The 20,730-nt window shown below is 67.4% G+C and carries 20 protein-coding genes and 2 pseudogenes; 16 read left to right on the top strand and 6 right to left on the bottom strand.

Annotated elements, in window-relative coordinates:
• Positions 1 to 120: 120 nt before the first annotated feature.
• The 4 genes and pseudogenes from AC5WRT_RS25085 to AC5WRT_RS25100 form a co-directional block, all read left to right on the top strand.
• A pseudogene (locus AC5WRT_RS25085) lies at positions 121 to 267 on the top strand (thioredoxin family protein); the annotation flags it as partial.
• Between the two features lie 198 nt (positions 268 to 465).
• Positions 466 to 927 (top strand): DUF5709 domain-containing protein, encoded by a 462-nt coding sequence (locus AC5WRT_RS25090; RefSeq protein WP_496095630.1) that lies wholly within the window; start codon positions 466 to 468, stop codon positions 925 to 927.
• Between the two features lie 406 nt (positions 928 to 1,333).
• On the top strand, positions 1,334 to 1,933 hold the full coding sequence (locus AC5WRT_RS25095) for a sigma-70 family RNA polymerase sigma factor (protein WP_496100635.1): 600 nt from the start codon (positions 1,334 to 1,336) through the stop codon (positions 1,931 to 1,933).
• A 249-nt stretch (positions 1,934 to 2,182) separates the two neighbouring features.
• Positions 2,183 to 2,893: a sigma-70 family RNA polymerase sigma factor gene (locus tag AC5WRT_RS25100; protein ID WP_496095610.1), complete on the top strand. Its 711-nt coding sequence runs from the start codon at positions 2,183 to 2,185 to the stop codon at positions 2,891 to 2,893.
• Positions 2,894 to 3,133: 240 nt separating this feature from the next.
• Here AC5WRT_RS25100 and AC5WRT_RS25105 read toward each other — a convergent pair whose 3' ends face one another.
• Positions 3,134 to 3,598 carry a DUF417 family protein gene (locus AC5WRT_RS25105; protein ID WP_496095609.1) on the bottom strand — a complete coding sequence of 155 codons (465 nt, stop codon included), beginning with the start codon at positions 3,596 to 3,598 and terminating at the stop codon, positions 3,134 to 3,136.
• A gap of 908 nt (positions 3,599 to 4,506) precedes the next feature.
• Between AC5WRT_RS25105 and msrB the strand changes: the two genes are divergently transcribed.
• Positions 4,507 to 4,974, top strand: a complete 468-nt coding sequence (gene msrB, locus AC5WRT_RS25110) for a peptide-methionine (R)-S-oxide reductase MsrB (protein ID WP_496095608.1) — start codon at positions 4,507 to 4,509, stop codon at positions 4,972 to 4,974.
• A gap of 289 nt (positions 4,975 to 5,263) precedes the next feature.
• On the top strand, positions 5,264 to 5,593 hold the full coding sequence (locus AC5WRT_RS25115; RefSeq protein WP_496095607.1) for a hypothetical protein: 330 nt from the start codon (positions 5,264 to 5,266) through the stop codon (positions 5,591 to 5,593).
• A 130-nt stretch (positions 5,594 to 5,723) separates the two neighbouring features.
• Here the strand turns inward: AC5WRT_RS25115 and AC5WRT_RS25120 are convergent, their stop codons facing one another.
• The 3 genes from AC5WRT_RS25120 to AC5WRT_RS25130 are packed head-to-tail and all read right to left on the bottom strand — an operon-like array spanning position 5,724 to position 7,361.
• Positions 5,724 to 6,035, bottom strand: coding sequence for a DUF6510 family protein (locus AC5WRT_RS25120; RefSeq protein WP_496095606.1), 312 nt, complete (start codon positions 6,033 to 6,035; stop codon positions 5,724 to 5,726).
• 1 nt (position 6,036) lies between these two features.
• Positions 6,037 to 6,792 carry a ferredoxin reductase gene (locus tag AC5WRT_RS25125; protein ID WP_496100616.1) on the bottom strand — a complete coding sequence of 252 codons (756 nt, stop codon included), beginning with the start codon at positions 6,790 to 6,792 and terminating at the stop codon, positions 6,037 to 6,039.
• Positions 6,762 to 7,361, bottom strand: a complete 600-nt coding sequence (locus AC5WRT_RS25130) for a sulfite oxidase-like oxidoreductase (RefSeq protein WP_496100617.1) — start codon at positions 7,359 to 7,361, stop codon at positions 6,762 to 6,764. Before AC5WRT_RS25130 ends, AC5WRT_RS25125 begins: the two co-directional genes overlap by 31 nt.
• A gap of 833 nt (positions 7,362 to 8,194) precedes the next feature.
• Between AC5WRT_RS25130 and AC5WRT_RS25135 the strand changes: the two genes are divergently transcribed.
• From AC5WRT_RS25135 to AC5WRT_RS25165, 7 genes and pseudogenes are all read left to right on the top strand, one after another.
• Positions 8,195 to 8,683 (top strand): carboxymuconolactone decarboxylase family protein, encoded by a 489-nt coding sequence (locus AC5WRT_RS25135; protein WP_496100618.1) that lies wholly within the window; start codon positions 8,195 to 8,197, stop codon positions 8,681 to 8,683.
• Positions 8,684 to 8,939: 256 nt separating this feature from the next.
• On the top strand, positions 8,940 to 9,323 hold the full coding sequence (locus AC5WRT_RS25140; protein WP_496100619.1) for an MmcQ/YjbR family DNA-binding protein: 384 nt from the start codon (positions 8,940 to 8,942) through the stop codon (positions 9,321 to 9,323).
• Between the two features lie 153 nt (positions 9,324 to 9,476).
• The gene (locus AC5WRT_RS25145) at positions 9,477 to 10,394 is read left to right on the top strand and encodes an NADP-dependent oxidoreductase (RefSeq protein ID WP_496100620.1); all 918 of its coding nucleotides are present in this window, start codon (positions 9,477 to 9,479) and stop codon (positions 10,392 to 10,394) included.
• Between the two features lie 529 nt (positions 10,395 to 10,923).
• Positions 10,924 to 11,196, top strand: a complete 273-nt coding sequence (locus AC5WRT_RS25150; RefSeq protein ID WP_496100636.1) for a GNAT family N-acetyltransferase — start codon at positions 10,924 to 10,926, stop codon at positions 11,194 to 11,196.
• Positions 11,197 to 11,235: 39 nt separating this feature from the next.
• Positions 11,236 to 11,742 carry a GNAT family N-acetyltransferase gene (locus AC5WRT_RS25155; protein ID WP_496095600.1) on the top strand — a complete coding sequence of 169 codons (507 nt, stop codon included), beginning with the start codon at positions 11,236 to 11,238 and terminating at the stop codon, positions 11,740 to 11,742.
• Positions 11,743 to 11,980: 238 nt separating this feature from the next.
• Positions 11,981 to 12,925 (top strand): NADP-dependent oxidoreductase, encoded by a 945-nt coding sequence (locus AC5WRT_RS25160; protein ID WP_496095599.1) that lies wholly within the window; start codon positions 11,981 to 11,983, stop codon positions 12,923 to 12,925.
• 429 nt (positions 12,926 to 13,354) lie between these two features.
• Positions 13,355 to 13,568 (top strand): annotated as a pseudogene (locus tag AC5WRT_RS25165) (transposase); the annotation flags it as partial.
• A 39-nt stretch (positions 13,569 to 13,607) separates the two neighbouring features.
• On the opposite strand, the gene AC5WRT_RS25170 reads toward AC5WRT_RS25165, so the two are convergent.
• Both AC5WRT_RS25170 and AC5WRT_RS25175 read right to left on the bottom strand, forming a co-directional pair.
• The gene (locus tag AC5WRT_RS25170; protein ID WP_496095627.1) at positions 13,608 to 16,061 is read right to left on the bottom strand and encodes a SpoIIE family protein phosphatase; all 2,454 of its coding nucleotides are present in this window, start codon (positions 16,059 to 16,061) and stop codon (positions 13,608 to 13,610) included.
• Positions 16,062 to 16,926: 865 nt separating this feature from the next.
• Positions 16,927 to 17,580: a TetR/AcrR family transcriptional regulator gene (locus AC5WRT_RS25175; RefSeq protein WP_496095598.1), complete on the bottom strand. Its 654-nt coding sequence runs from the start codon at positions 17,578 to 17,580 to the stop codon at positions 16,927 to 16,929.
• A 143-nt stretch (positions 17,581 to 17,723) separates the two neighbouring features.
• Between AC5WRT_RS25175 and AC5WRT_RS25180 the strand changes: the two genes are divergently transcribed.
• From AC5WRT_RS25180 to AC5WRT_RS25190, 3 genes are all read left to right on the top strand, one after another.
• Positions 17,724 to 18,272, top strand: a complete 549-nt coding sequence (locus tag AC5WRT_RS25180) for a carboxymuconolactone decarboxylase family protein (RefSeq protein WP_496095597.1) — start codon at positions 17,724 to 17,726, stop codon at positions 18,270 to 18,272.
• 75 nt (positions 18,273 to 18,347) lie between these two features.
• Positions 18,348 to 19,256 (top strand): NADP-dependent oxidoreductase, encoded by a 909-nt coding sequence (locus AC5WRT_RS25185; protein WP_496095596.1) that lies wholly within the window; start codon positions 18,348 to 18,350, stop codon positions 19,254 to 19,256.
• A 392-nt stretch (positions 19,257 to 19,648) separates the two neighbouring features.
• Complete coding sequence (locus AC5WRT_RS25190; protein ID WP_496095595.1) at positions 19,649 to 20,224, top strand: pyridoxamine 5'-phosphate oxidase family protein; 576 nt, start codon at positions 19,649 to 19,651, stop codon at positions 20,222 to 20,224.
• Positions 20,225 to 20,730: the final 506 nt, after the last annotated feature.

Here is a 20,730-nt window from a genome sequence, read left to right on the forward strand (position 1 = left end):
ACTTTCGAAACACGCCCTAGACGCACCCTCACGCCCCGCCCGGGACCGCGACCTGTCACCTGCCCGGGCGAGGTGTCCGGAAGGCATCGATCAACACCGGCCGCTTGTGAAGGAGCCCGAATGGCAGGCCATTTGAGAAGCGTGACGGACGAGACCTTCGCGAAGGAGGTGCTCAAGAGCGGCACATCTGTGCTTGTCGATTTCTGGGCCGAGTGGTGCAGGCCCTGGCGCCTTGCAGCGCCGGTCCTTGAGACGCTCGCTGCCGAGCACAGTGACAAGATGGCCAGCCCTGAGCCCCAGGGGCGCCTTCACCACTCGGCCGGAGCCGGTGGCCGCCCGCCCAGGCGACTATGGCGGATAGACGCCTCGTCGACATCGGGCCGCTTGAATGGCGTTGTCCCGCCGGGCTGGCACCGAGGCGCCGGCACCGTGAGGTCGCGGGGATCCGATGGCATGGAGGCCGTAATGACTTCACCAGACAATGTCCCGCCCTACGAATACCTGGCCGACTCCAACCCCCTGCGTTCGCAGGAGGAGTACGACGAGGACGAACTGGGAGAGGATGTCCTGAACCGGGGTTACTCACCCGCCAATACACCCCTCGCCGTGAACGACTGGGGCGTCACTGCGAGGGAGGGCGCCTCCCACGAGGACCTCGCGCATCGGCTCAGGCGCGAGGTGCCGGAAGTCAGTGCATCGGACGAGGGCGACGGGCTGGGCGACACGATCGGCACGGACGGAGAGCTCATCGACGACCAGGTCGGCGACGAGCGTGCCGGACGCCTCCTCGGCTGGGACACGGACGTTCTCGCCGCAGGCTACGACGGCGACGACTACTGGGCGCGGGACGTGGGCATCGACAACGGTGCCGCTTCCGCCGAGGAGGCGGCTGTCCATGTGGTGCCTGACGCTCAAGAGGACTCCTGAGCGCGCGCCCCTCCGGCCGGACCAGCGAGCGCGGGCGAGTCCGAGATGCCCGGACGAAGGGGCGATGAGCTGGGGAGGACTTCCTGCCCCTCCGTAGTGGGTCCGGCAGGCTGTATGCCGGCCCGCCCAGGACGGGCGCATCACGGAAGACCGCCGTCGCCGGGACGGTATACGCCCTTCACCGCACTCTCGGCCCGGCAGCGGCTGCCAGATCATACGCCTCAAGCAGCCTCGGTAGGCGTTGAGGTCGGTCGGACCCACCCGCTCACCCAGACCAGTCACCAGGCCCGCCGGCGGAGGAGCCGGGCCGGTGCCAAGCCCTGGACTGTCCGAAGCGGGCTGAGACCGCACGCCGGGCGCAGCCGGCGTGGTCTGGGTGCTGAGAGAGGAAGCGACCGTGAAAACGATGCATTTCCCACCGGAACCGGGCACCAGCAGCCAGCGGGAGAGCCCCGCCCAGCGCCGTGCGAGATTCGAAGAGGAAGCCCTCCCGCATCGTCGCACCCTCTACGCCGCCGCCTGGCACATGACCCGCCACGCAGCAGACGCTGAAGACCTGGTCCAGGAAGCGTACGCGCGGGCGTACGCATCGTTCGACCAGTTTCGACCAGGCACGAACTTCGCGGCCTGGATGAAGAAGATCATCGTCAATCAGTACATATCCACCCGTCGTAGACAGCAGTGCAGACCGCACCTGTGTCTCTCCTCCGAAGTCGAAGACGAGCAACTGGCGCGTCTTGGCGCCGGTACTTCCGGGGCCCCGAAGTCGGCCGAGGCAGAAGCGCTGGAGAACATCGTGAATCCCGACCTCCAAGCAGCCTTCCGTCAGATCTCCCCGCCGCGCCGCCTCACTGTGTACCTCGCAGACGTCGAGGGTCTCTCCTACCGCGAGATCGCGGAAACGATGGGGACCCCTGTGGGCACGGTGATGTCGCGCATCTACAGGGGGCGGCGGCAGCTGCGGCGGCTGCTGCAGCCGCACATGCCCCGGCTGCACACAGCGTGACCGTCCGCCGTCGGCGTGGAGGGTCGCGGGCCTGCGTGGACCGGCCTGCTCACCAGCCGGCCGCGACAGTACGGGAAGGCGCGCCCCAGGACGCGTCCGAGTTGCTCGTCGAAATACGCCGGAAAGCCGCGCCCGCGAAATCTCGGAATGCGCGCACGGCGAAGGGGAAACAGCGACTTCGCGTAGACGGCCTGTAGATGAGTCTCGTGGTTGGCTTGTCCGCACGAGATGACCTGAGGATTGAAGTCCATGCATTCTGCGGATGTCAGAAGAACGTGCCACTCGGCTCCCGACGGACGTGCCGGGAGCAGCGGCAGCGCCCCGGCAGCACGGCTCGCCGAGGGCCGATGGCAACTCGACCCGGAATCCGCCGCCTGGGTGGACGCGCTCGAGGACGGTCGTGGGCCGCAGTACGAGCAGGCGTGCACGCGGCTGCACGAAATGCTGGTGCGGATTGCCATGGACGAAGTGTTTCGCCGGGGTCCGCGTTACCGGATTACCGGGCCCGAACTGAACGATCTCGCTCACCAGGCGGCCGCCGACGCACTGATGAGGATCACCCGCAAAATCCGGGAATTTCGAGGGGACGCCAGATTCACCACATGGGCGTTCCGATTCGTCGTACTTGAGGTGTCCAGCAAGCTTGGCCGCCATTTCTGGCGTGTTTCAAATGCCCGGGTCGACTTGGACGAATGGGCGCAAGTGCCCGACCGCTCCGGTATCGACCCCGTCAGCCACTGGCAGGCGCGAGAGCTGGTCGAAGCCGTGCGTGACGCGATCGAGACACTGAGCGCCCGCCAGCGGAAGGTGTTCACCGCCGTCGTCAACGGCGTCCCCCTGGAAGCGCTGGCCAGTGAGTTGAAGACGAACCGCAACGCGCTCTACAAGACGATGTTCGACGCCCGTAAGAAGCTGCGAGCTCAGCTGATAGCCGGCGGACATCTCAGCGCCGCGGGCTGATGCAGCGGCGACTACGTCGGCTCGGGCAGCGCTGACCAGGCGGTTCGCACCGCGGCCGCACACGCCCCGGGGAGCCGGGCAGTCGTCCCCCTGGGCGGACGAGAAGGACTGCGCCCCCAGGTACTCACCTTCCCGAGGCGCTGGGTCGTCGGCGGGCTAGGGTCTGGTCGCTGACGCGGATGGAGTCCAAAAGGGTCCTTGGATGTCCGAGGCGTCACGGGCGACTGGAGCCGTGACAGGCTATGGTCGGCGGTTTCTGCTCAGCGATTCCGCGGCGGTGATCAGGGAAGCACCCAGCAGCACCACGTCCTTGATGAGAAATTGGCCGGCCGGGGAGAGCTTCGGCTCTCGGCCCCGCTGGTGCCACGCCTCCGGGGTGCTGATCAGAAAACTGAGCGTGACGGTGAACATCCCGGCCGCGAGCAGGCTGCCGGCTGCCGAGACTCTGGGCGCCCACCTTCCGGTGGAGATCATCCCGGCGATCGTGATCTCAGTGATCCCGATGGCTCTGGCCAGTCTCGTCTCCCCCAGCCCTCTCAGTGGCCGTCGCAGCAGTGGGCTCGAGACGACCACAGGACGGATGTTCTCCACCTCGTAGTCCTCGAATTTGAGCCGTCCGATGCTGGCGAGGTTCAGCGCGAGTCCGAATCGGCTGGCCGTGATCCCCCCGGAGTGCAACCTGGCGATGGCGGTGCGCGCGGCCATGGCGATCTCCTCCTCTTCGCACGGGGCTGCCCCGACGGCCGGTCCGTGGTGGCGTCTGCGCTTCCCGGCGCAGTTGCAGGCCCGAGGCGGACTCTGCCCGAGTATCGTGTGTGTACCGGCCTCGACCCGTGCCCCTCAACTCGGCCGGCGGGGGGACGTTTTCTCGGCACTTCTCCCATCATGTCAAGGGCCTGCGCCGCCGGCATCCCAGGGTCGGCCGGCGCGGCTGCAGGGCATCACGGTCACTCGAGGAGAGGACGTCGGCCCCAGCGTGCCAGCGCCAGCTTCGCCCGGGGCGCCGGTCGCGCCGACGTGCCTGGGCTGTGGTCTCCGAACACCAAACACAACACACGGTGAGGCACCCGACTGCGTCAAAGGGGCGGTTTCGTGGCACAGTGGCCGGCTTCGGCTCGTGTCCGCAGGGCAATGGTGTGGTGACCGAAGGGAGTTGGCGGCCGCGCTCTGAGCGAGCGCTCGCCCAGTACCGCGCGCGAGGCAGGCAGGAGGCACTGCGCCTGAGCGTCGACTTTCCGGTGTGCCGGTGGGGGTCTCGGAGGAGCAGGAACCGGGCTCCGTCGCCGGTTTCCGAGAAACGGAGGCTGTGTCCACATCCGTGCCCGGCCTGTCGAGGGCGACCTGCAACGCAGCGTCGCCGCTACGGGCCGGGCACGAGCGAGGGGGCAGATCGGGCAACCCTTCCTCGCCCTCCCGTCCCGGTCGTCAGGGGAGGCAGCCGGGCTTGCGACGGGCGGCCGCTTCTGACCACCACTTCAACGGTCGGCCCGTGGATCGCGCCCTGGGCAGGCCCTCACCCGCGGCCTCCGCACCCCTGCAACACGGTAAGAGTCGGGCGATGCATGACGCGAACAGGGCAGAAGAGACACTTCAGCACCGTCTGGGAGGTAGACATGCCGGAGTACAGCAAGAGCCCACAGCGCATCTCACAGCTCACCGACCAGCAGTACCGTGTGACCCAGCGAGACGAGACGGAGCCCTCGTTCTCCAACGCCTACTGGGACAACAAGGAACCCGGTATCTATGTGGACATCGTGTCCGGGGAGCCCCTCTTCGCCTCGGTCGACAAGTACGACAGCAGGACCGGCTGGCCCAGCTTCACGAGGCCTCTGGAGTCCGGCCACGTCGTCGGGAGGCCCGATACCAGCCACGGCATGGTCCGTGTCGAAGTACGGTCGGTGCAAGGGGACAGCCACCTCGGGCACCTGTTCCAGGACGGGCCCAGCGACCGCGGAGGACTGAGGTACTGCATCAACTCCGCCTCGCTGCGCTTCGTCCCCCTGGAGGATCTGGAGCAGGAGGGCTACGGCCAGTACCTGAGCGTCTTCGAGACGACGGATGAGGACGCCGCCGAGAGCTGATGACCGGCAACCAGGGCAGGGCCCCGGAGCTCGAACGGCATGGCGGCTCGGCGCCCCGTGCTGCGGCTCGGGGCCCGGCAGGGCCCCAGCCGATACCCGTGTTGAGCAGTACGGAAAGCGCTCATGTGCTGCGGCGTCCAAGGGGGTGAGTCCCCTCCACGGAGCGGAGGCGGCCAAGACAACAGCGCAGACCCCCTCCAACGGGATCATCTTCGCCGCGTTGAGCCAGAAGACGCCCGCCGGACCTCACGAGAAACGGAACCGTCGGGCCAGGGAGAAGGACAGCACAGTGACCAGGAACATCGACAACCTGCACCCGGAAAACGGTGCCATCGTGCCGCCCGAGCAGATCCACACCGCCGTCACCGCGGGCCGCCTGGCCTACGGTGATGGCACGACCCAGACCTTCCAACCCGACGGGAGCACCTGTTACTTCGAGACAGGACGCCAGACGGAGGGCACCTGGTCCGTCGACGAGAATGGGCGCTTCTGCTCCTTCTGGCCGCCCTCCTACCAAGCGTCCTACGATCTGCGCTGGGTGGTGCAAGGGGGAGCAGTCGTCGGCCTTCGGTTCTCCGACCTGAGGAGCGGGACCTGCTTCGACGGCCGTTTCCAGTAGTCCCAGGTTTGAGGTGACGATCCGAGCGGTGGCCCACCAGCTTCCGGCGGCTCCACCTTCCGGTCGTGGCGTGCACCACCGAGCTTGCCGCGCCGACCGCGTGCCATCCGCAGGGGAGGCCATGGGTGGCTCAGTCGGCGCCGACGGGAATCGACAGTACCGTGATGCCGCTCATGTCCAGCCAGACCGTCTCCGGTGCGCGCACCACACGTAGCAAGACTTGTCCACACTGCTGGCAGCGGGCTACCAGTCCTGGTGCCTGCCGGTATACGTGCAGGCGTGCGACGGGCCCTGTATTGCTGCAGTGCGCGCACTGGCTGGTCGCTGCTGTCAGGTCGACCGCGAAGAGTTCGGCCAGAGGGCCGGCCAGCGCGTTGCCGTCGACGTAGCCGCCCTCTGCGTCGCGTGGAATACCGGTGTCTGCCGGTGTGCCTGCCGTCATCTCAGTCTTCTCCTCCGCCGAAGCGCTCTGTGCGGACTCGCTCGGGGTCGTGTCCGAGGAGTACCAGGTAGGCAGCTGCCTTCTCGACGAATGCCGTGGGTCCGCAGACGTAGCACGTGGGCGCGAAGTCCGGTGGCCATCCGTGGCGTGTCAGGTCGTCGGGTGTGATGCGGCCCGGGGGGCGCGCGAACTGCTGTGGCGCTTCCCGGGTGTAGATGCGTGTGACGTCGACCCCTGGTGTTCCTTGGCGGATTTCTGGCCCGTACAGCAACTCGGCCGGCGATCGGAGGGAGTACAGGGCCCGGAAGGGAACCCGGCTGTCGGCTGCACGCCGCGAGCGGATCATGCACATCAGCGGCACAAGCCCGGAGCCTCCGGCCACGAGCAGGACCGGTTCTTGCTGTTCCGGCTGCCAGACGAACCAGCCTCCGACCGGTCCCCGCAGTTCCAGTTGGTCTCCGGGCCTGAGCTCGTCGACCAGGTAGGGCGAGACCTCGCCCTCAGAGACGCGCTGTACCGTCAGTTCCAGGCGCGTTCCGTCCGGGGCCGAGGCGATGGAGTAACTGCGCTGTGTGCTGTAACCGTCTTCCGCGGTCAGCCGGATGTCCACATGCTGGCCTGCCAGATGGCCGGCCCATTCCGGCACCTCCAGCACCAGTGTGACGGCCGTCGCGGACTCAGCCCGACGTTCTGTCACCTCGGCGACCCTCCACCTGAGCCGGTCGCCTAGTCTCCTTGATACCGCTGCTCTTGCCACGGGTCTCCGTAGTTGTGGTAGCCGGCGCTCTCCCAGAACCCCGGGGTGTCGTTCTCCCGCAACTCCAGTCCACGCACCCACTTCGCCGACTTCCAGAGGTAGAGGTGCGGGACGAGCAGTCGGGCCGGACCGCCATGCTCGGGGGCGAGCGGCCGACCGTCGTAGCCGTACGCGATCCAGGCCTTGCCGTCCAGAAGATCCTCCAGCGGGAGGTTCGTGGTGTAGCCCCCGTAGGAGGAGACGAGGACGTACTCGGCCGCCGTCTCGACATCGGCAAGCAGGACGTCCAAGGACACCCCCTGCCACCGGGTGCCGAACTTCGACCACTTGGTTACGCAGTGGAGGTCTGCCGTCGGGGTTTCCGACGGCAGCTTCGTGAGGGCGGCCCAGTCCCAGTTGTGCCGCCTCCCGGTCTCGGTGGTGACGGACAGTTCCCACTTGTCCGTGCTCATCCACGGCGTGGGCCCGGCCGAGAGGACCGGAAAGCCCGTGGTCTCGTACTGTCCGGGTGGTAGCTTCGTGCCCGCAGGCGGCCGTCGGCCGTGGAAACCGCGCGAGATGATCGCCATGCTGGCCGTCCAATCGGCATGTCGTGAGTAGGGGCCAGGCCCCCTTGAAAAGTATCAGCGACGGGGCACACGCGCCTCTTGTCTTCCTTGCCTCCTACGGCCTCAGCCGCACCTTCGGCCTTCGGCGTGCCGTCGGTCCGGACAAGGCGCAGTCAGCCGAAGTGTCCGGCCGCCACCCATTGAGGGCGCAGCTTCCTGCGCGCATCGAAGATGGTCTTGACCCCGCCCTTGTGCTGCAGGGCGCCTGACCACGCGGCGGATTCCGGGTCCGATCGTCGCCTTACGACTCCGCTCTCCGCCTCTCAAGACCCGCAGCAACCCTCGGACAGGCCATGTGGAACGGCGTTTCGCGTCATTTCGGCTTCGGTGGTGTGCGCGCAGCCACTCCCGAGGAACGAGCGGGTGCACCTGCCGGTGAATTTCAGTTACGGGGCACCCGTATTGGCCGGTCAGGGCGGCGAGCGACACTGGCGCCCATCCCGCCCGGGCCCGGAGCCGAGCTGCCTCCGACCGGCGTCGGCGTCGGCCCCCCAGAACGCGAGGATGCGTCTGCCACGCGATGACTGCCAGGACGAAACTGCGTCGCCTGCCCGTTGGCTGTGTGCGTGCGACGACGCATCCGAGCTTCCGTTGTGCCTTCCGTGTTTCACACGCCCTCTCAAATTGGGCTTGACAGCCCATAACCGAGTAGCGTTGACTGCGGAAGCGAGTGGGCTGGCAAGCCCAAAAAATGGCGGTGCTCACGGCCGCGACGAGGACCGGGCCCTGAAGCAGTAAGAACCGACTTCGGCTCGACGCTGACCATTCACACACTCACCGGAGGTTGATGTGCCATGTCACGACTGAACGTCCTTGCTCCTGACGACGTCCCAGACGGAACGAAGGGCATCCTCGACCACGTCGGCGCACAGCTCGGCTTCGTCTCGAACATGTTCGCGACTCTCGCGTCGAACCCGACCGTTCGTGAGGTCGTCACGACCCTGCAAAGCACCTTGGGCCGGGTTCTGGACGCGAAGACGCGGCACACCATCGCACTCGCCGTGTCGCAGGCCAACGGTTGTGATTACTGCCTGGCGATACACACGTACGTATCGTCCGAACTCGGTGGCATGTCGAGCGATGACATCGCCTTGGCCCGGGCCGGGAGCTCGATCGATCCCAAGCGCGCAGCGGTCGCTCGTTTCGCTCAGCAGGTGGTGGCGAGCCGCGGTCGGGTGAGCGACGCGGACCTCGCGGCTGTGCGAGGCGCCGGGGACACCGATCCGCAGACACCGATCCGCAGATCCTGGCGATCGTCACGGTGGCGGTGCAGGTCCTGCTGACCAACTTCATCAACAACGTCAACCAGACCGACATCGACATCCCCGCCGTCAGTTCGGCCGGTACGCCCGGCTGATCGCCGGAACCCCGTGAACCCCGCACGGGAACCAGGACCCACAACACATGGAGCGCGCAACACGATCTCGTTGAGGTTGCCGGCGTGCGGGCGCCGCCGTTCGTGGCGGCCATGTGGGAGACGCCACCTTGGGCCTTGACCGCGGGGTCAGGGCACTCGGACCGATAAGGGAGTTGATCACCTTGGACGGACAGGAACTGCAGAAGATCGCGGGCGTCTGCACTGTCGGACTGCCCGGCGTCGACCTGGAGCATCGTTTCGGCCCCGACTGGAAGGTCTACAAGGTGCGCGGCAAGGTCTTCATGCTCATGACCGACATGCCGGGGCGGCCCGTCGTGATCCTTAAAGCTGATCCGGACGACGCCGCAGCGCTGCGTGAGCAGTACGCAGACATTACCCGCGGCTATCACATGAACAAGAAGCACTGGATCACGGCGGAAGGCGGGGGCACCATCGACGAGAAGCTGGTGAAGGAGCTTGTGATCGACTCCTACCGTCTCGTGGTCGGCGGGCTTCCCAAGTCCGAGCGGCCTGTGGATCCGCACACCTACGGCCGTCGCGCCTGACCTTGGCCATACCCATCAGCGGCGAGAAGCTCCAGGACAGAGCGCGCGACACACCCGCGGCTCATCCGCCTGCGGCCTCATCTCGTGGAGTTGGCTGGAGAAACACAGCTCGTGATCGTGTTACGAGCTCATACGAGGAAGGCGACAATCTCGATGAAAGCCATTGTGGTAACCGACCAGGCAGCGGGAGCGGCCGGGATGACGCTCACGGAGCGACCTGAGCCGCCCGCAGCGATCAACGACGTCATTGTTCAGGTTTATGCATCGGGCTTCGTCCCGACTGAGATGGAGTGGCCGTCGACCTGGACCGATCGCGCCGGCCGTGACAGGACACCGTCGATCCCCGGCCACGAACTGGCCGGAGTGGTCACCGCCCTCGGCTACGGCACGACGGGGCTGTCGGTCGGGCAGCGGGTGTTCGGCCTCGCCGACTGGCACCGCGACGGCACCCTTGCGGAGTACGTGGCGATCGAGGCACGCAACCTCGCACCGCTGCCCGGCGACGTCGACTTCACGGTAGGCGCGTCCCTGCCGATCTCAGGTATGACCGCGTGGCAGGGGCTGTTCCAGCACGGCCGCCTTCAGGCCGGCCAGACCGTCCTCGCCCATGGCGCGGCCGGGGCAGTCGGGACGATGGTGACCCAGCTCGCACGTGAGGCCGGCGCCTACGTCATCGGCACCGGACGCGCCGGCGACCGTGAGAAGGCACTCGACTTCGGCGCGCATGAGTTTGTCGACCTTGAGAACGACGCGCTGAAAGACGTCGGGGGCGTCGATCTGGTCTTCGACGTCATCGGCGGCGACGTTCAGAGGCGGTCCGCTGCCCTGATCAAGGCCGGAGGAACGCTGGTGTCCGTCGTCGGCCCAGTCGAGGCGCGGCCCACGAACGGCCTGGCGGTGGACTTCGTCGTCGAGGCCGATCGCACCGAACTGGGTGAGATCGTGCAGCGGGTGCGGGACGGACGGCTGCGGACGAACATCGGTGACGTCGCGAGTTTCGATGATGCCATTGGTGCCCTCAACCCGACCACGCGACGCAGCGGGAAGACAGTCATCCGCGTACGCCCGTAAGGAATGGATGGCCACGGTCCGACTGGCGGGTCATCCTCACGGTGCACGAGACGAAGCGGCGGCTCGGCCACGACGCCGCCGAACTCACCGCGCTCGCCGACCACCTGTTCGCCCACGGCCTGGGCGGCCCCGGCCGTTTCCAAAAATGGCCGTCAAAGGGCTTACACCAAAAACGTTCACAGCGTTCGTCGGGGAGGCCGCAACCCGCAGGGCTCGGACTGTCTCGTGCGGCGAGGGAACCGCCGCCCCGGTATGCGCCGGACCTGCGGTCATTGTTTCGGGCGAGTCAGCAGTTGCGCACTGAGGGCTCGAGTCGAGCAGCCGCGCGCACGGAGGAGAACTGCCGGTAGGTCGTGTCCTGTTCTCCCCCTACGCCATCGAATACCCCGACGGGGCCGGCCACCCCGACGGGAAAGGCACGCTCGGCCAGGACCGGACCGTCCTCGTCGACGAGGCGATCGGTGATCCCGACGCCCCTGCGTTCGACTTCTACGTAGTCAACGACGAGAAAACCGGCATCTACGAGGCCATCGTCGGCGACACCGAGATCGCGGGCCTGCCGTACGACGTCGCCAGCGACGACCGACTCGTGCTCATGGCCATCTCGGTGTTCCCCGAGTACCGCAGACAGGGCATCGCCACCGAGCTGATCCGACGCGTCCTCGATGACGTGCGCACGCGAGGGACGACCGTCACCATCGTGTGTCCGATGGTGCGCACCTTCATCGAGCGCAACCCTGAGTATGCGGACCTCATCGACCCCGAGCACCCGGGGGCGACCAGAGGACCGCACCAGCCCTGAACCGACCCGCTGGACTCCGCTGACAGAAGGTGTCCGACAATGACGACCAACGTCGAGGCCGAGGCGGCCTTTCGTGAACAGAACAACACGGCCCTCATCGCTGCTCTGGACGAGACCGGTCTCCGTGAGGCCGAGTCCGCCTGGGAACTCGATATCGCCAACGACGCGGAGCGCGGCCGCTGGACCGCGTCCCTCGGTCCCGAAGCGATCGCAGAACTCCAATATCGGTTCGTCGGCGGCCGCGTCGTACTGTTGACGACCTGGGTCGACCCCGCCTACCGCCAAAATCGGGTAGCCACAGAGCTCATCGCCCGCGTGCTGGACGAGATCCGCGAGAGCGGAAAGAAGATCACCGTCATCTGCCCGGTTGTGGGCAAGTTCATTGCCCGCCACCCGCAATATCTGGATCTCGTCGACAAGGTGCATCCGGGCTCCGGCGCCCACCCACAGCATGAACCCGCAGACGGGCCAGACCGTCAGCACGGTCCCGCGGGCGGGCCGGACGACGAGAAGCAGATCGCCGCGCTCGAGCAGGACTGGATGTAGCTGTCCGTCCGTCTTTCAAACGTGCTTCGAGTCGTCCAGCGAGTCCGGAGACGGGCCGGCGCGGACAGGCATCGCAGCGCCTCGCCCTCGCCGATGCCGTCGGCGCCTTCGACCCGACCGAACGGGACAGGGGCAAGGACGACCATCCGGGTTCGTCCATCTGGACGCGGAGAGAGCAGAGATCCCCGTTATCTCGTGCAGGAGGTAAACGAGGGCTGTTACGGAGAGAGGTTTTCAGATGAAAGCGATCGTGGTGACGGACCGTGCCGCGGGAACGGCAGGGATGAAGCTGGTGGAGCGACCCGATCCGGACACGGCGGTGCTCGCAAGTCTTGAAGGCGCGAACTACGGCGATGTCGTCGTGGAAGTTCATGCGTCAGGATTCACTGGGGATGAGCTGGAGTGGCCCTCGACCTGGATCGATCGCCTCGGCCGTGACCGCACGCCGTCAATTCCGGGCCACGAGGTGGCTGGTGTAGTCACCGCCCTCAGCTACGGAACGGCGGGGCTGTCGGTCGGACAGCGGGTGTTCGGCCTCACCGACTGGACCCGCGACGGCACCCTTGCGGAGTTCGTCGTCGTCGAGGCGCGCAACCTTGCGCCGTTGCCCGGCGACGTTGACTTCACGGCAGCGGCGGGCGTCGCGATGACTGGCCTGACCGCGTGGCAGGGGCTGTTCGAGCACGGCCACCTCGGGGTGGGGCAGAGCGTCCTTGTGCACGGTGCGGCCGGCGCGGTCGGCTCGATGGCGACACAACTCGCCCGTGAGGTCGGCGCCTATGTCATCGGAACCGGACGCGCTGCCCATCGTCAGCCGGCGCTCGACTTCGGCGCACAGGAGTTCGTCGACCTTGAGAACGACGCGCTGGAAGACGTCGGCGGCGTCGATCTGGTATTCGATCTCTTCGGCGGTGCCATCGGGAGGCGGTCCGCGGGTCTGGTTCGAGCCGGAGGAATGCTGGTGACCGTCGCCGGGCCGCCCGAGGCGCGGCCGACCAACGGCCGGGCGATCGATTTCGTTGTCGTGCCCGATCGCGCGCAACTCAGTGAGATCGCGCGGCGCGTGAAGGACGGACGGCTACGGACGAACATCGGCCAAGTCGCAACCCTCGAGGATGCCGTGGCCGCCTTCAACCCTACCGACCGGATCAACGGGAAGACGATCATCCGCGTTCGTCCGTAAGGAGGGCCCGGGGACGGTCCTTCCTCAGGTATGCCGCTTCTGTGATCTCCCCTGCGTGCCCGCTCGAAGGGGTGACCGCGCAAGTACTCGCTCCGGGCGTGGGGGAGGGGGCGAGCGCGCGGCAGCGCGGCAGGGTGCGCTTCTCGATCCGTAGGTGCTCGGGGGAGGGCGAGAGCCAGAAGTCGTTCGGCTCCAGCCCATGGGAGGTACGCGCGTAGGAGTTCGTCCCGGCCGGGTTCCCTGTCATGTCGTGGAGCCGATCTTCACGTAGCCGTTCTATGTGCGGTGGCCGATGGCCTGTACGTAGCCGACACCGTCTGCGGCTGCACGGACACCCCGCGATGGGGGAGGAGCCGCCGAATGCTCGGACGCGGCGGCGGGGCGGTGATCAGTATGTACACGGTCCGATTCAACGCGGTGTTGGGCTGAGCCCTGCAGGCGGAACTGGCCGACCACCTCGGCTACGAGGCCGGCGATCCCGCCGGCCGGGGCTCGGGCAACTCCCGCGAGGGCACGTGCTCCAAGACGGTGTCCATGGTGACCGGGCCGGTCTCCATGGACGTGCCGTGCGATCGCAGGTCCGAGTTCGAGCCGGTGATCGTGCACGAGGGCAAGCATCCTGCCCCAGGTCGACGACATGATCGCGCGGGGATCGAGGGGGGCGCCCTCATCGATCCCGGCTTCACAGCGGGGACGGGAGGTCTTGGTCGGCCCAGACGAGCTTGCCGCCCGTTGCGGAGCGGAAGCCCCATCTGCTGGACAACTGCGCGATCAGGAAAAGTCCCCGGCCGTTCTCGTCGACGATGCGGGCATGGCGCAGGCGCGGGTAACACTTTCCGCTGTCAAAGACTTCGCAGGTCAGGACTTCGTGCTGGATGAGCCGTAGTCGGATCGGGCCGGCACCGTGGTGGATGGCGTTGGTGACCAGTTCGCTGATGATCAGCTCCGTGGTGGGCACGAGATGTTGCAGTCCCCATTCGCTGAGTCGATGGGCGGCCAGGTGCCGGGCGGTGCTGACGACGGCCGGCTCGGTTGGCAGGTCCCAGGAGGCAATGTGGGCCGCGCTGAGTGTGCGGGTCCGGGCAAGGAGCAAGGTGACGTCGTCGGATGCTGCCTGAGTCGGCACGGTTTCCATCACTGAGGAGCACAGCTCCTCCAAGGACTGTTCGGGTTGTGCCAGGGCGGTGCGGAGGCGGTGCATGCCGACGTCGATGTCGTCGTCCCGGGATTCGACCAGGCCGTCGGTGTAGAACGCGAGCAGACTGCCTTCGGGCAGTTCCACTTCCACGGCGTCGAAGGGGACCAGCCCGAGGCCGAGGCCGAGTGGGGCCCCGGTGGGGAGGTCGGGGAAGGTGACCTGGCCTTGTGCGTCGACTATCGCGGGCGGGGGGTGCCCGGCCCGTGCCATCGTGCACTGCCGGGTGGCCGGGTCGTAGACGGCGTACAGGCAGGTCGCGCCCATGATCTCGGGGATCTGATCCGGGGCGTCGTCCTCTTCCCCGGTCAGCCGCCGGACGCTGTCATCGAGGTGGTTCAGCAGTTCATCGGGCGGCAGGTCCAGGTCCGCGAGCGTGCGGACGGCGGTGCGGAGCCTGCCCATGGTCACCGCGGCGTTGATGCCGTGTCCGACCACGTCACCGACGACGAGGGCCACCCGGGCGCAGGGCAGCGGGATCACATCGAACCAGTCGCCTCCGACGCCGGCGTCCGTGTCGGCCGGCAAGTAGCGCCCTGCCGTCTCGACGGCGACGCCGCCCCTCAGACGGTGCGGCAGCAGGTTGCGCTGGAGGGCGAGGGCCGTGCTGCGTTCGCGGGTGTACTGACGGGCATTGTCCAAGGCCAGCGCGGCCCGGGTGACCAGTTCCTCAGCCAGGAGCAGGTCATCGTCCTGGAATGGCATCGGGTCCTCGGTGCGTGCGAACACCACCACGCCCAACACGGAGCGCCGGGCACGGATGGGCACGATCATCAGGGAGTGCACCCCGTTCTCACGGATCTTTTGCCCCCGTACGGGGTCGTGGTCGATCCATGTCCCAGGGGTGGTGTCCAGTACCGGTTCCAGGTGGGACCTTCCCGTGCGCAGTGCGTTGGCCAGCGGAGAGTTCGGGGGGACGGAAATCGTCTCCCCTCGCGCAAACGTCGACTCTGGGACCCCTGGGCGGATCGAGGCCGAACCGGCACGTCGGAACACGCGGGGGCGACCGTACGTTGTCTCGATTCGGACAGGGGGCTCTTTGCCGAGTGGAACCGACTCTGCCAGGTCGACGGTGACGTAGTCGGCCAACAGGGGCACGGCGAGGCTGGCCAGTTCCTGTCCGGTCTGCATGACGTCCAGGGTGCTGCCGATACGCGTGCTGGCCTGGCTGAGGACGGCAAGGCGCTCGCGGGCCCGCTGGTTGCTGGTGACGTCCACGGTCAAGGTACAGACCCCCAGTGCCTGGCCGTCCGCGTCCTGGAGACAGAAGAACGAGGCCGAGAATGCGTGCTCCCGGCGCGGATCTTCCGGCGGCCACCCCCGGTGCTCGTGGACCGCGGAAGTGCCGCTGGCCAGCACCTGCCGCATCACCGCTTCAAGGGCCTCGGCCTCGAAGCCGGGCAGTGAATCCTTCAGGCGGCGTCCGATCCTCCGGTCAAGGGGAATACCGTCATAGCGCTCCATCGTGTCGTTCATCCAGGTACAGCGCAGTTGTAGGTCACGAATGGTGATCCCGACCGGCGCACGGGCAAGCAACGACTCCCGCACCGATCCGTTCACCATTCGCGAGGGGAGCGCGCCTGTGTCGGTCAGGGATACCAGCCACCGGTGGGTTGTGTCCTTTCCCCGCAGCAGCGAGAGGCGCAGGCTCAGTTTGAGCGTGCGGCCGTCGCGGTGACGGACCGCCGCCGTGCCCGACCAGCCACCCTGGGCACGGCACTGCTCGGTGAACGCTGATGCCCGCAGCGCCTCCTCGGAGGACGGCAGAACGATTGTGGCGGACCGGCCCACCACGTCCTCAGCGCAATACCCCACAAGGTGCTGAGCGGCTTGCGTCCACGCGACCACCGTACCTTGCTCGTCGATCATCGCTATCGCTGCGTCGGGTGTCTCGCGGAGCCCCAGCGGCTCCAAGAGTGCGGTCTGGTCAGTGCTCATCATCATGGTTCCCATCAGACGCGTCGCGACCCGACCGTATGCGCGCGTCTGCCCACACGTGCGGACCATTTTCTGCGCAAAAGACCGGACCACTTCGCGCCGAACGGCCGGGCAGGCCCCTGGGGGCCTGCTTCTGCCGCGCCGGCGCAGGGGCCGCGGCAGCTCGACGACGCCGGACGGAACCGCCGGGCTGGACGAAGTGCTCACTGCCTGACCTCGACTCGACTTCCTGAACAGCTCAAGGAGAGTGCGACTGCTGTCGTGCGCTCTTCCTCAGCGATGGGATCCCGGGACGGAGCGCACGGCCGGCAGATCCATGACCGCGTGTGGAGGCTGGTGGGGGATTGGTATGCCGCGGTCTCAGGAGCCGTGCGGGCGCTGAGCATCTGTCGCCGAGCGCGTTGCCACGGATGGGGCCGCGATCTTGCTGAACGAGCCCGGCAAGCCGCACATCCGCGCGGAGTTGCACGCGCCATGACGGTCTCGCGTGTCCGCCTCATGACGCGGATGCTCGACTGCCACCCGGGCCCGCGGTCGCGGATACCACCCTTCTCACGCTCGAGGGGCCGTCTCAGCCGTCGGCGGCTGGGCACGCTCGCCCACTCGCCGGACCGACCCCAGAGCCAAGTACGTCCATTACGAGGGCCTGGGGCCGACACGCCGGGAGCACGCACCTGACGCCGCGTTGCCGCCCTTCGGGCAACGACGTGAACGGTCGGACAGGCCGACGCCTGGCACGGCACCTCGCCGCGCTGTCGGATCGTCCACGTACGCCCGGTACGAGGACGACCCTCCGCCTTGCGATGCACCGCACCAGACGCCGCGGACCCCGCCCTCCGGGCGGACGACGCTACTTTCGAAACAAGCCCTAGCGAGCCTGGGGTACGTCGCCTTCGGGAGACCTCGCGAAGGTCTGCACGTAATCGATGGCTGCCTGCAACGCGTCCTTCAGCGGCGTGACGTCCCGAGCGACCTGAGCGAGGAGGCTGCCGCCCTGGAATGCGGAGAGAAGCAGATTGGCCAACTGCGCCGGATTCGCGTCGGTGCTGAGGCGGCCGAGTCGCTGCATGTGCTGGAGCCCGTCACGGAAGATGTCCCGCCACTGATCGAACGCACTCGCGAGCTCATCGTGAACGTCGAGGTCGGTCTTGATGATCTCGCTCGCGAGGGAGCCGAGGGTGCAGCCTTCCTGGTAGGCGCGCTCGTAGCCGGCGTAGAAATCCGCCCACACCCGAAATGCGTCGAGGTCGTCGAAGGAGGCGAATCGCTCACTGCGATGGAATGCGAGGACGCGATCGGCCTGCCATGCGATGACTGCCAGGACGAGACTCTCCTTGGTCGGGAAGTAGTGGTTGAGCTGTGAGCCGCTGACGCCGGCTGCGCGACGGAGCTGCTCGTTGTTCGTCGCGTGGACACCCTTCGTGTAGATGAGTTCCGCGGCATGCTCCAGGATCCGGGTACGCGTCGCCTGGCCCTTGTCCGTGAGCCTGCGAGGCACCCGGGCTCGTGTCGTCGCTTCCATACGTCGCACGATACCGCAGGGTGGGCTTGACAGCCCAGTCTTGGGCGGTGTTAGCTCCGAGGAGTGGGCTGTCAAGCCCAAAAAATGCTCGGCCTGGCCTGGGCTCGGCGACTACTCGCACACCTACCGGAGGTTGATGCGCTGTGTCACGACTGAACGTTCCCTCTTCCCGCGATGTCCCCGCGGCAGCGCAAGGCGTCCTCGACAACGTCGGCGCACAGCTCGGCTTCGTCCCGAACATGTTCAAGACCATCGCGGCGAACCCGACCGTTCTTGACGCCGTCGTGACGCTGCAGAGCACCATGAGTCGCGTTCTGGACGCGAAGACGCGGCACACCATCGCCCTCGCGGTCTCGGAGGCCAACGGTTGCGCCTACTGCCTGGCGATTCACACCTACGTATCATCCGAACTCGGCGGTATGTCGAGCAACGACATCGACCTGGCTCGCGCCGGTAGCTCGGTCGACCCCAAGCGCGCCGCAGTCGCTCGCTTCGCTCAACGGGTGGTCGAGAGCCGCGGGCGAGTCAGCGACGCGGACCTCGCGGCTGTGCGCGGCGCCGGCTACACCGACCCGCAGATCTTGGCGATCGTCACGGTCGCAGTGCAGGCCCTGTTGACCAATTTTCTCAACAACGTGAACCGGACCGACATCGACATCCCCTCCGTCGGCTCGGTCGGTGCGCCCGGTTGAGCGCCGAAACCCCGAAGTGAAGATGTGCGGCCGGCTCGTGCCTACCGTCGGCCGGACCGAGTGAAGGGATGAACCATGAAGGCAAGCGGAGTGTCCGGACCCGATGCGGACGTCGTCCTCCTGGAGGTGCCTGAGCCGCCTGACCCTGGCTCTGGTCAGCTTCTGCTGGAGGTGGAGGCGGCCGGTGTCGGTCCGTGGGATCGGTTGCTGAACGGCGCGGGCTGGGATGTGGGGCTGCGTCCGCCGGCGGCGCTGGGTGTAGAGGGCGTGGGCCGGGTTGTGGCAGTGGGTCCTGGTGTCGAGGGCTTTGCTGTCGGTGACCGGGTGCTTGCGCATGAGGTCCCGTTGCCCGGTGGCAGTGGCTTCTGGGCTGAGCGGGTGCTGATCACCGCAGCCAGTGCTGCGATCTGCCCGGCGGGGCTGGATCCGGTGCAGGCGGGGGCGCTGCCGGTTGCCGGGCTCACGGCGTACCAGTCGCTGGAGGCGCTGGGGCTCAGCCGGGGGCAGCGGCTTCTGATCACCAATGGTGGTGGGGCGACCGGTGTGCTGGCGTTGCAGATTGCTGCTGCTCGGGGGATCGAGGTGACGGTGACGGCGTCCGCTTCGGCTGCTGAACGCCTGCGTGGTCTGGGCGCGTTGGCGGTTGTCGACTACCACGACTCGGATTGGGCGGGTCGGGTTCGTGGTGGGTTCGACGGTGCACTGATCGCTGCTGCCGGTACGGCGCAGGCCGCGCTGTCGCTGGTGCGGGACGGTGGGCGTCTGGTGTCGCTGACCTCGGACGCGCCGGCGGGGGAGCGTGGTATCACCAGCACGGATCTCTACGTCCGGCCTGATGCCGCTCAGCTAGCCCATCTGGCGGAGGCGGTTGTGGAGGGGAAGCTGAAGCAGAACGTGGAAGCGCTCCCGTTGAGTGAGGGGCCGGCCGCTTTCGCCCGGGTGTCCGCCGGGCAGGCCGGTGGCGCGAAGATCGTGCTGACCTGAGCACATCCACGACGGGGTGTCTCCCGGTCCTGACACCGACTCATGGCACCCGCCGGACAGGGTACGGCCGCGTGCGGCCGTACCCACCAGGCGCGGCGCGCATCAGGCGGTCGGACCGGTTCACGGTGGCACCGTGGAGGCCGACCGCCGGTCGGGCTCCGGGACACGGTCGCCGGAACGGCCGTCGGCGCGGATGTCATCACTGACCGGGGTGTCGGCGGACAAGGGGCGTCCAACGCGATCGGGAAGCCCGCCCAACGGCCGCAGAGCGAGCGGCCGAGGCTTCGGCGGACCAGGCCATCGGCCTGTTGTGGCGCGCACTCGAAAAAGGCTGCGTCGTGACGTCCCAGGAGGGCGGGGCACGCAGAAGTGGCAGGAAAGGTTGAGGAGCGATGGGAATAATCACTGAGGACATGCGGCGCATCGTCACCAGCGCCAAGCTGGCGTTCGTTGCGACGGTCTGCGATGACGGATCCCCGAACCTCTCCCCGAAGGGGTCCGTGCGCGTCCACGACGACGATCACCTGGTATTCATGAACATGGCGTCGCCCCATACGGTGGAGAACCTGCGGCACAATCCGCGGGTCGAGGTCAACGTGACCGCTTCAAGGGAACAGCCGAGATCCGCGCCGTCTCAATCCCTGCACGTGTCGGTTGGGCCGCCAGCGAGGTGCCTGCTGAGCAAGGTTGTCGAGCAGCTCGGCCTGGAACTGCTGAGGCCGGGCGTCGACGAGATCCAGCCGCTCCGGGCTGCAAATCGGGACTGGCTGCCCATCGACGCCGGAAATCCCATGGTCGTCGAGACCGTGGTCCAGCCGGACGCCGAGAGCCGTGCGTCGGGAGTTTCACCGTCGCTTCGAGTACACGGACTGGAGTCCGCTTCTTCCCTTTCGGCTCCTGCGGGCAGCCGCCTGTTCGAATTCAAGGGCAGGGAGATGCCGGGTGTTGCAGGAGGGGTAGGACCGTGAGGAGACGATCGAGCGGGGGTCGGGACGATCGCCCGGCACCTGGGCATCTCGGAGAACACTGCGAGGCGTGTTCTGGCGCACTGCCGGCCGCCGAAGTACGAGCGTCCGCTGAAGGGCTCAGCGGTGGACGCGGTCGAGGTGCAACTCCGCAAGGTGTCGCGGGAGACGCCGACCATTCCGGCGACCGTGATTGCGGAGCCGACGATCCTCAAGGAACGTGGGTCGTGTTTGCCGGTGGACCCGATGTCCCGGACGACGTAGCGACCGGGCGAGCCGGCCCGGTGTGACCTGCGGTTCCCGGGGCGGACAGCCCGCTCGCACGGGCAGACGGGCCGGCCGCCGGTGCTGGTGATGGTGTCCGGCTGCTCGTGGGTGATCGCCGCGAGGAAGCTGCCCTCACGGGACCGGGACCGGGACCATGACCCCGGCCCCGGTGTGGGAACGGCTGGCGCTGGCCACCGCCGAGTACAACAATGGCAGCTACCGCCTCTGCGCCCACACCTGCA

It is taken from the genome of Streptomyces sp. NTD91, from assembly GCF_059510455.1.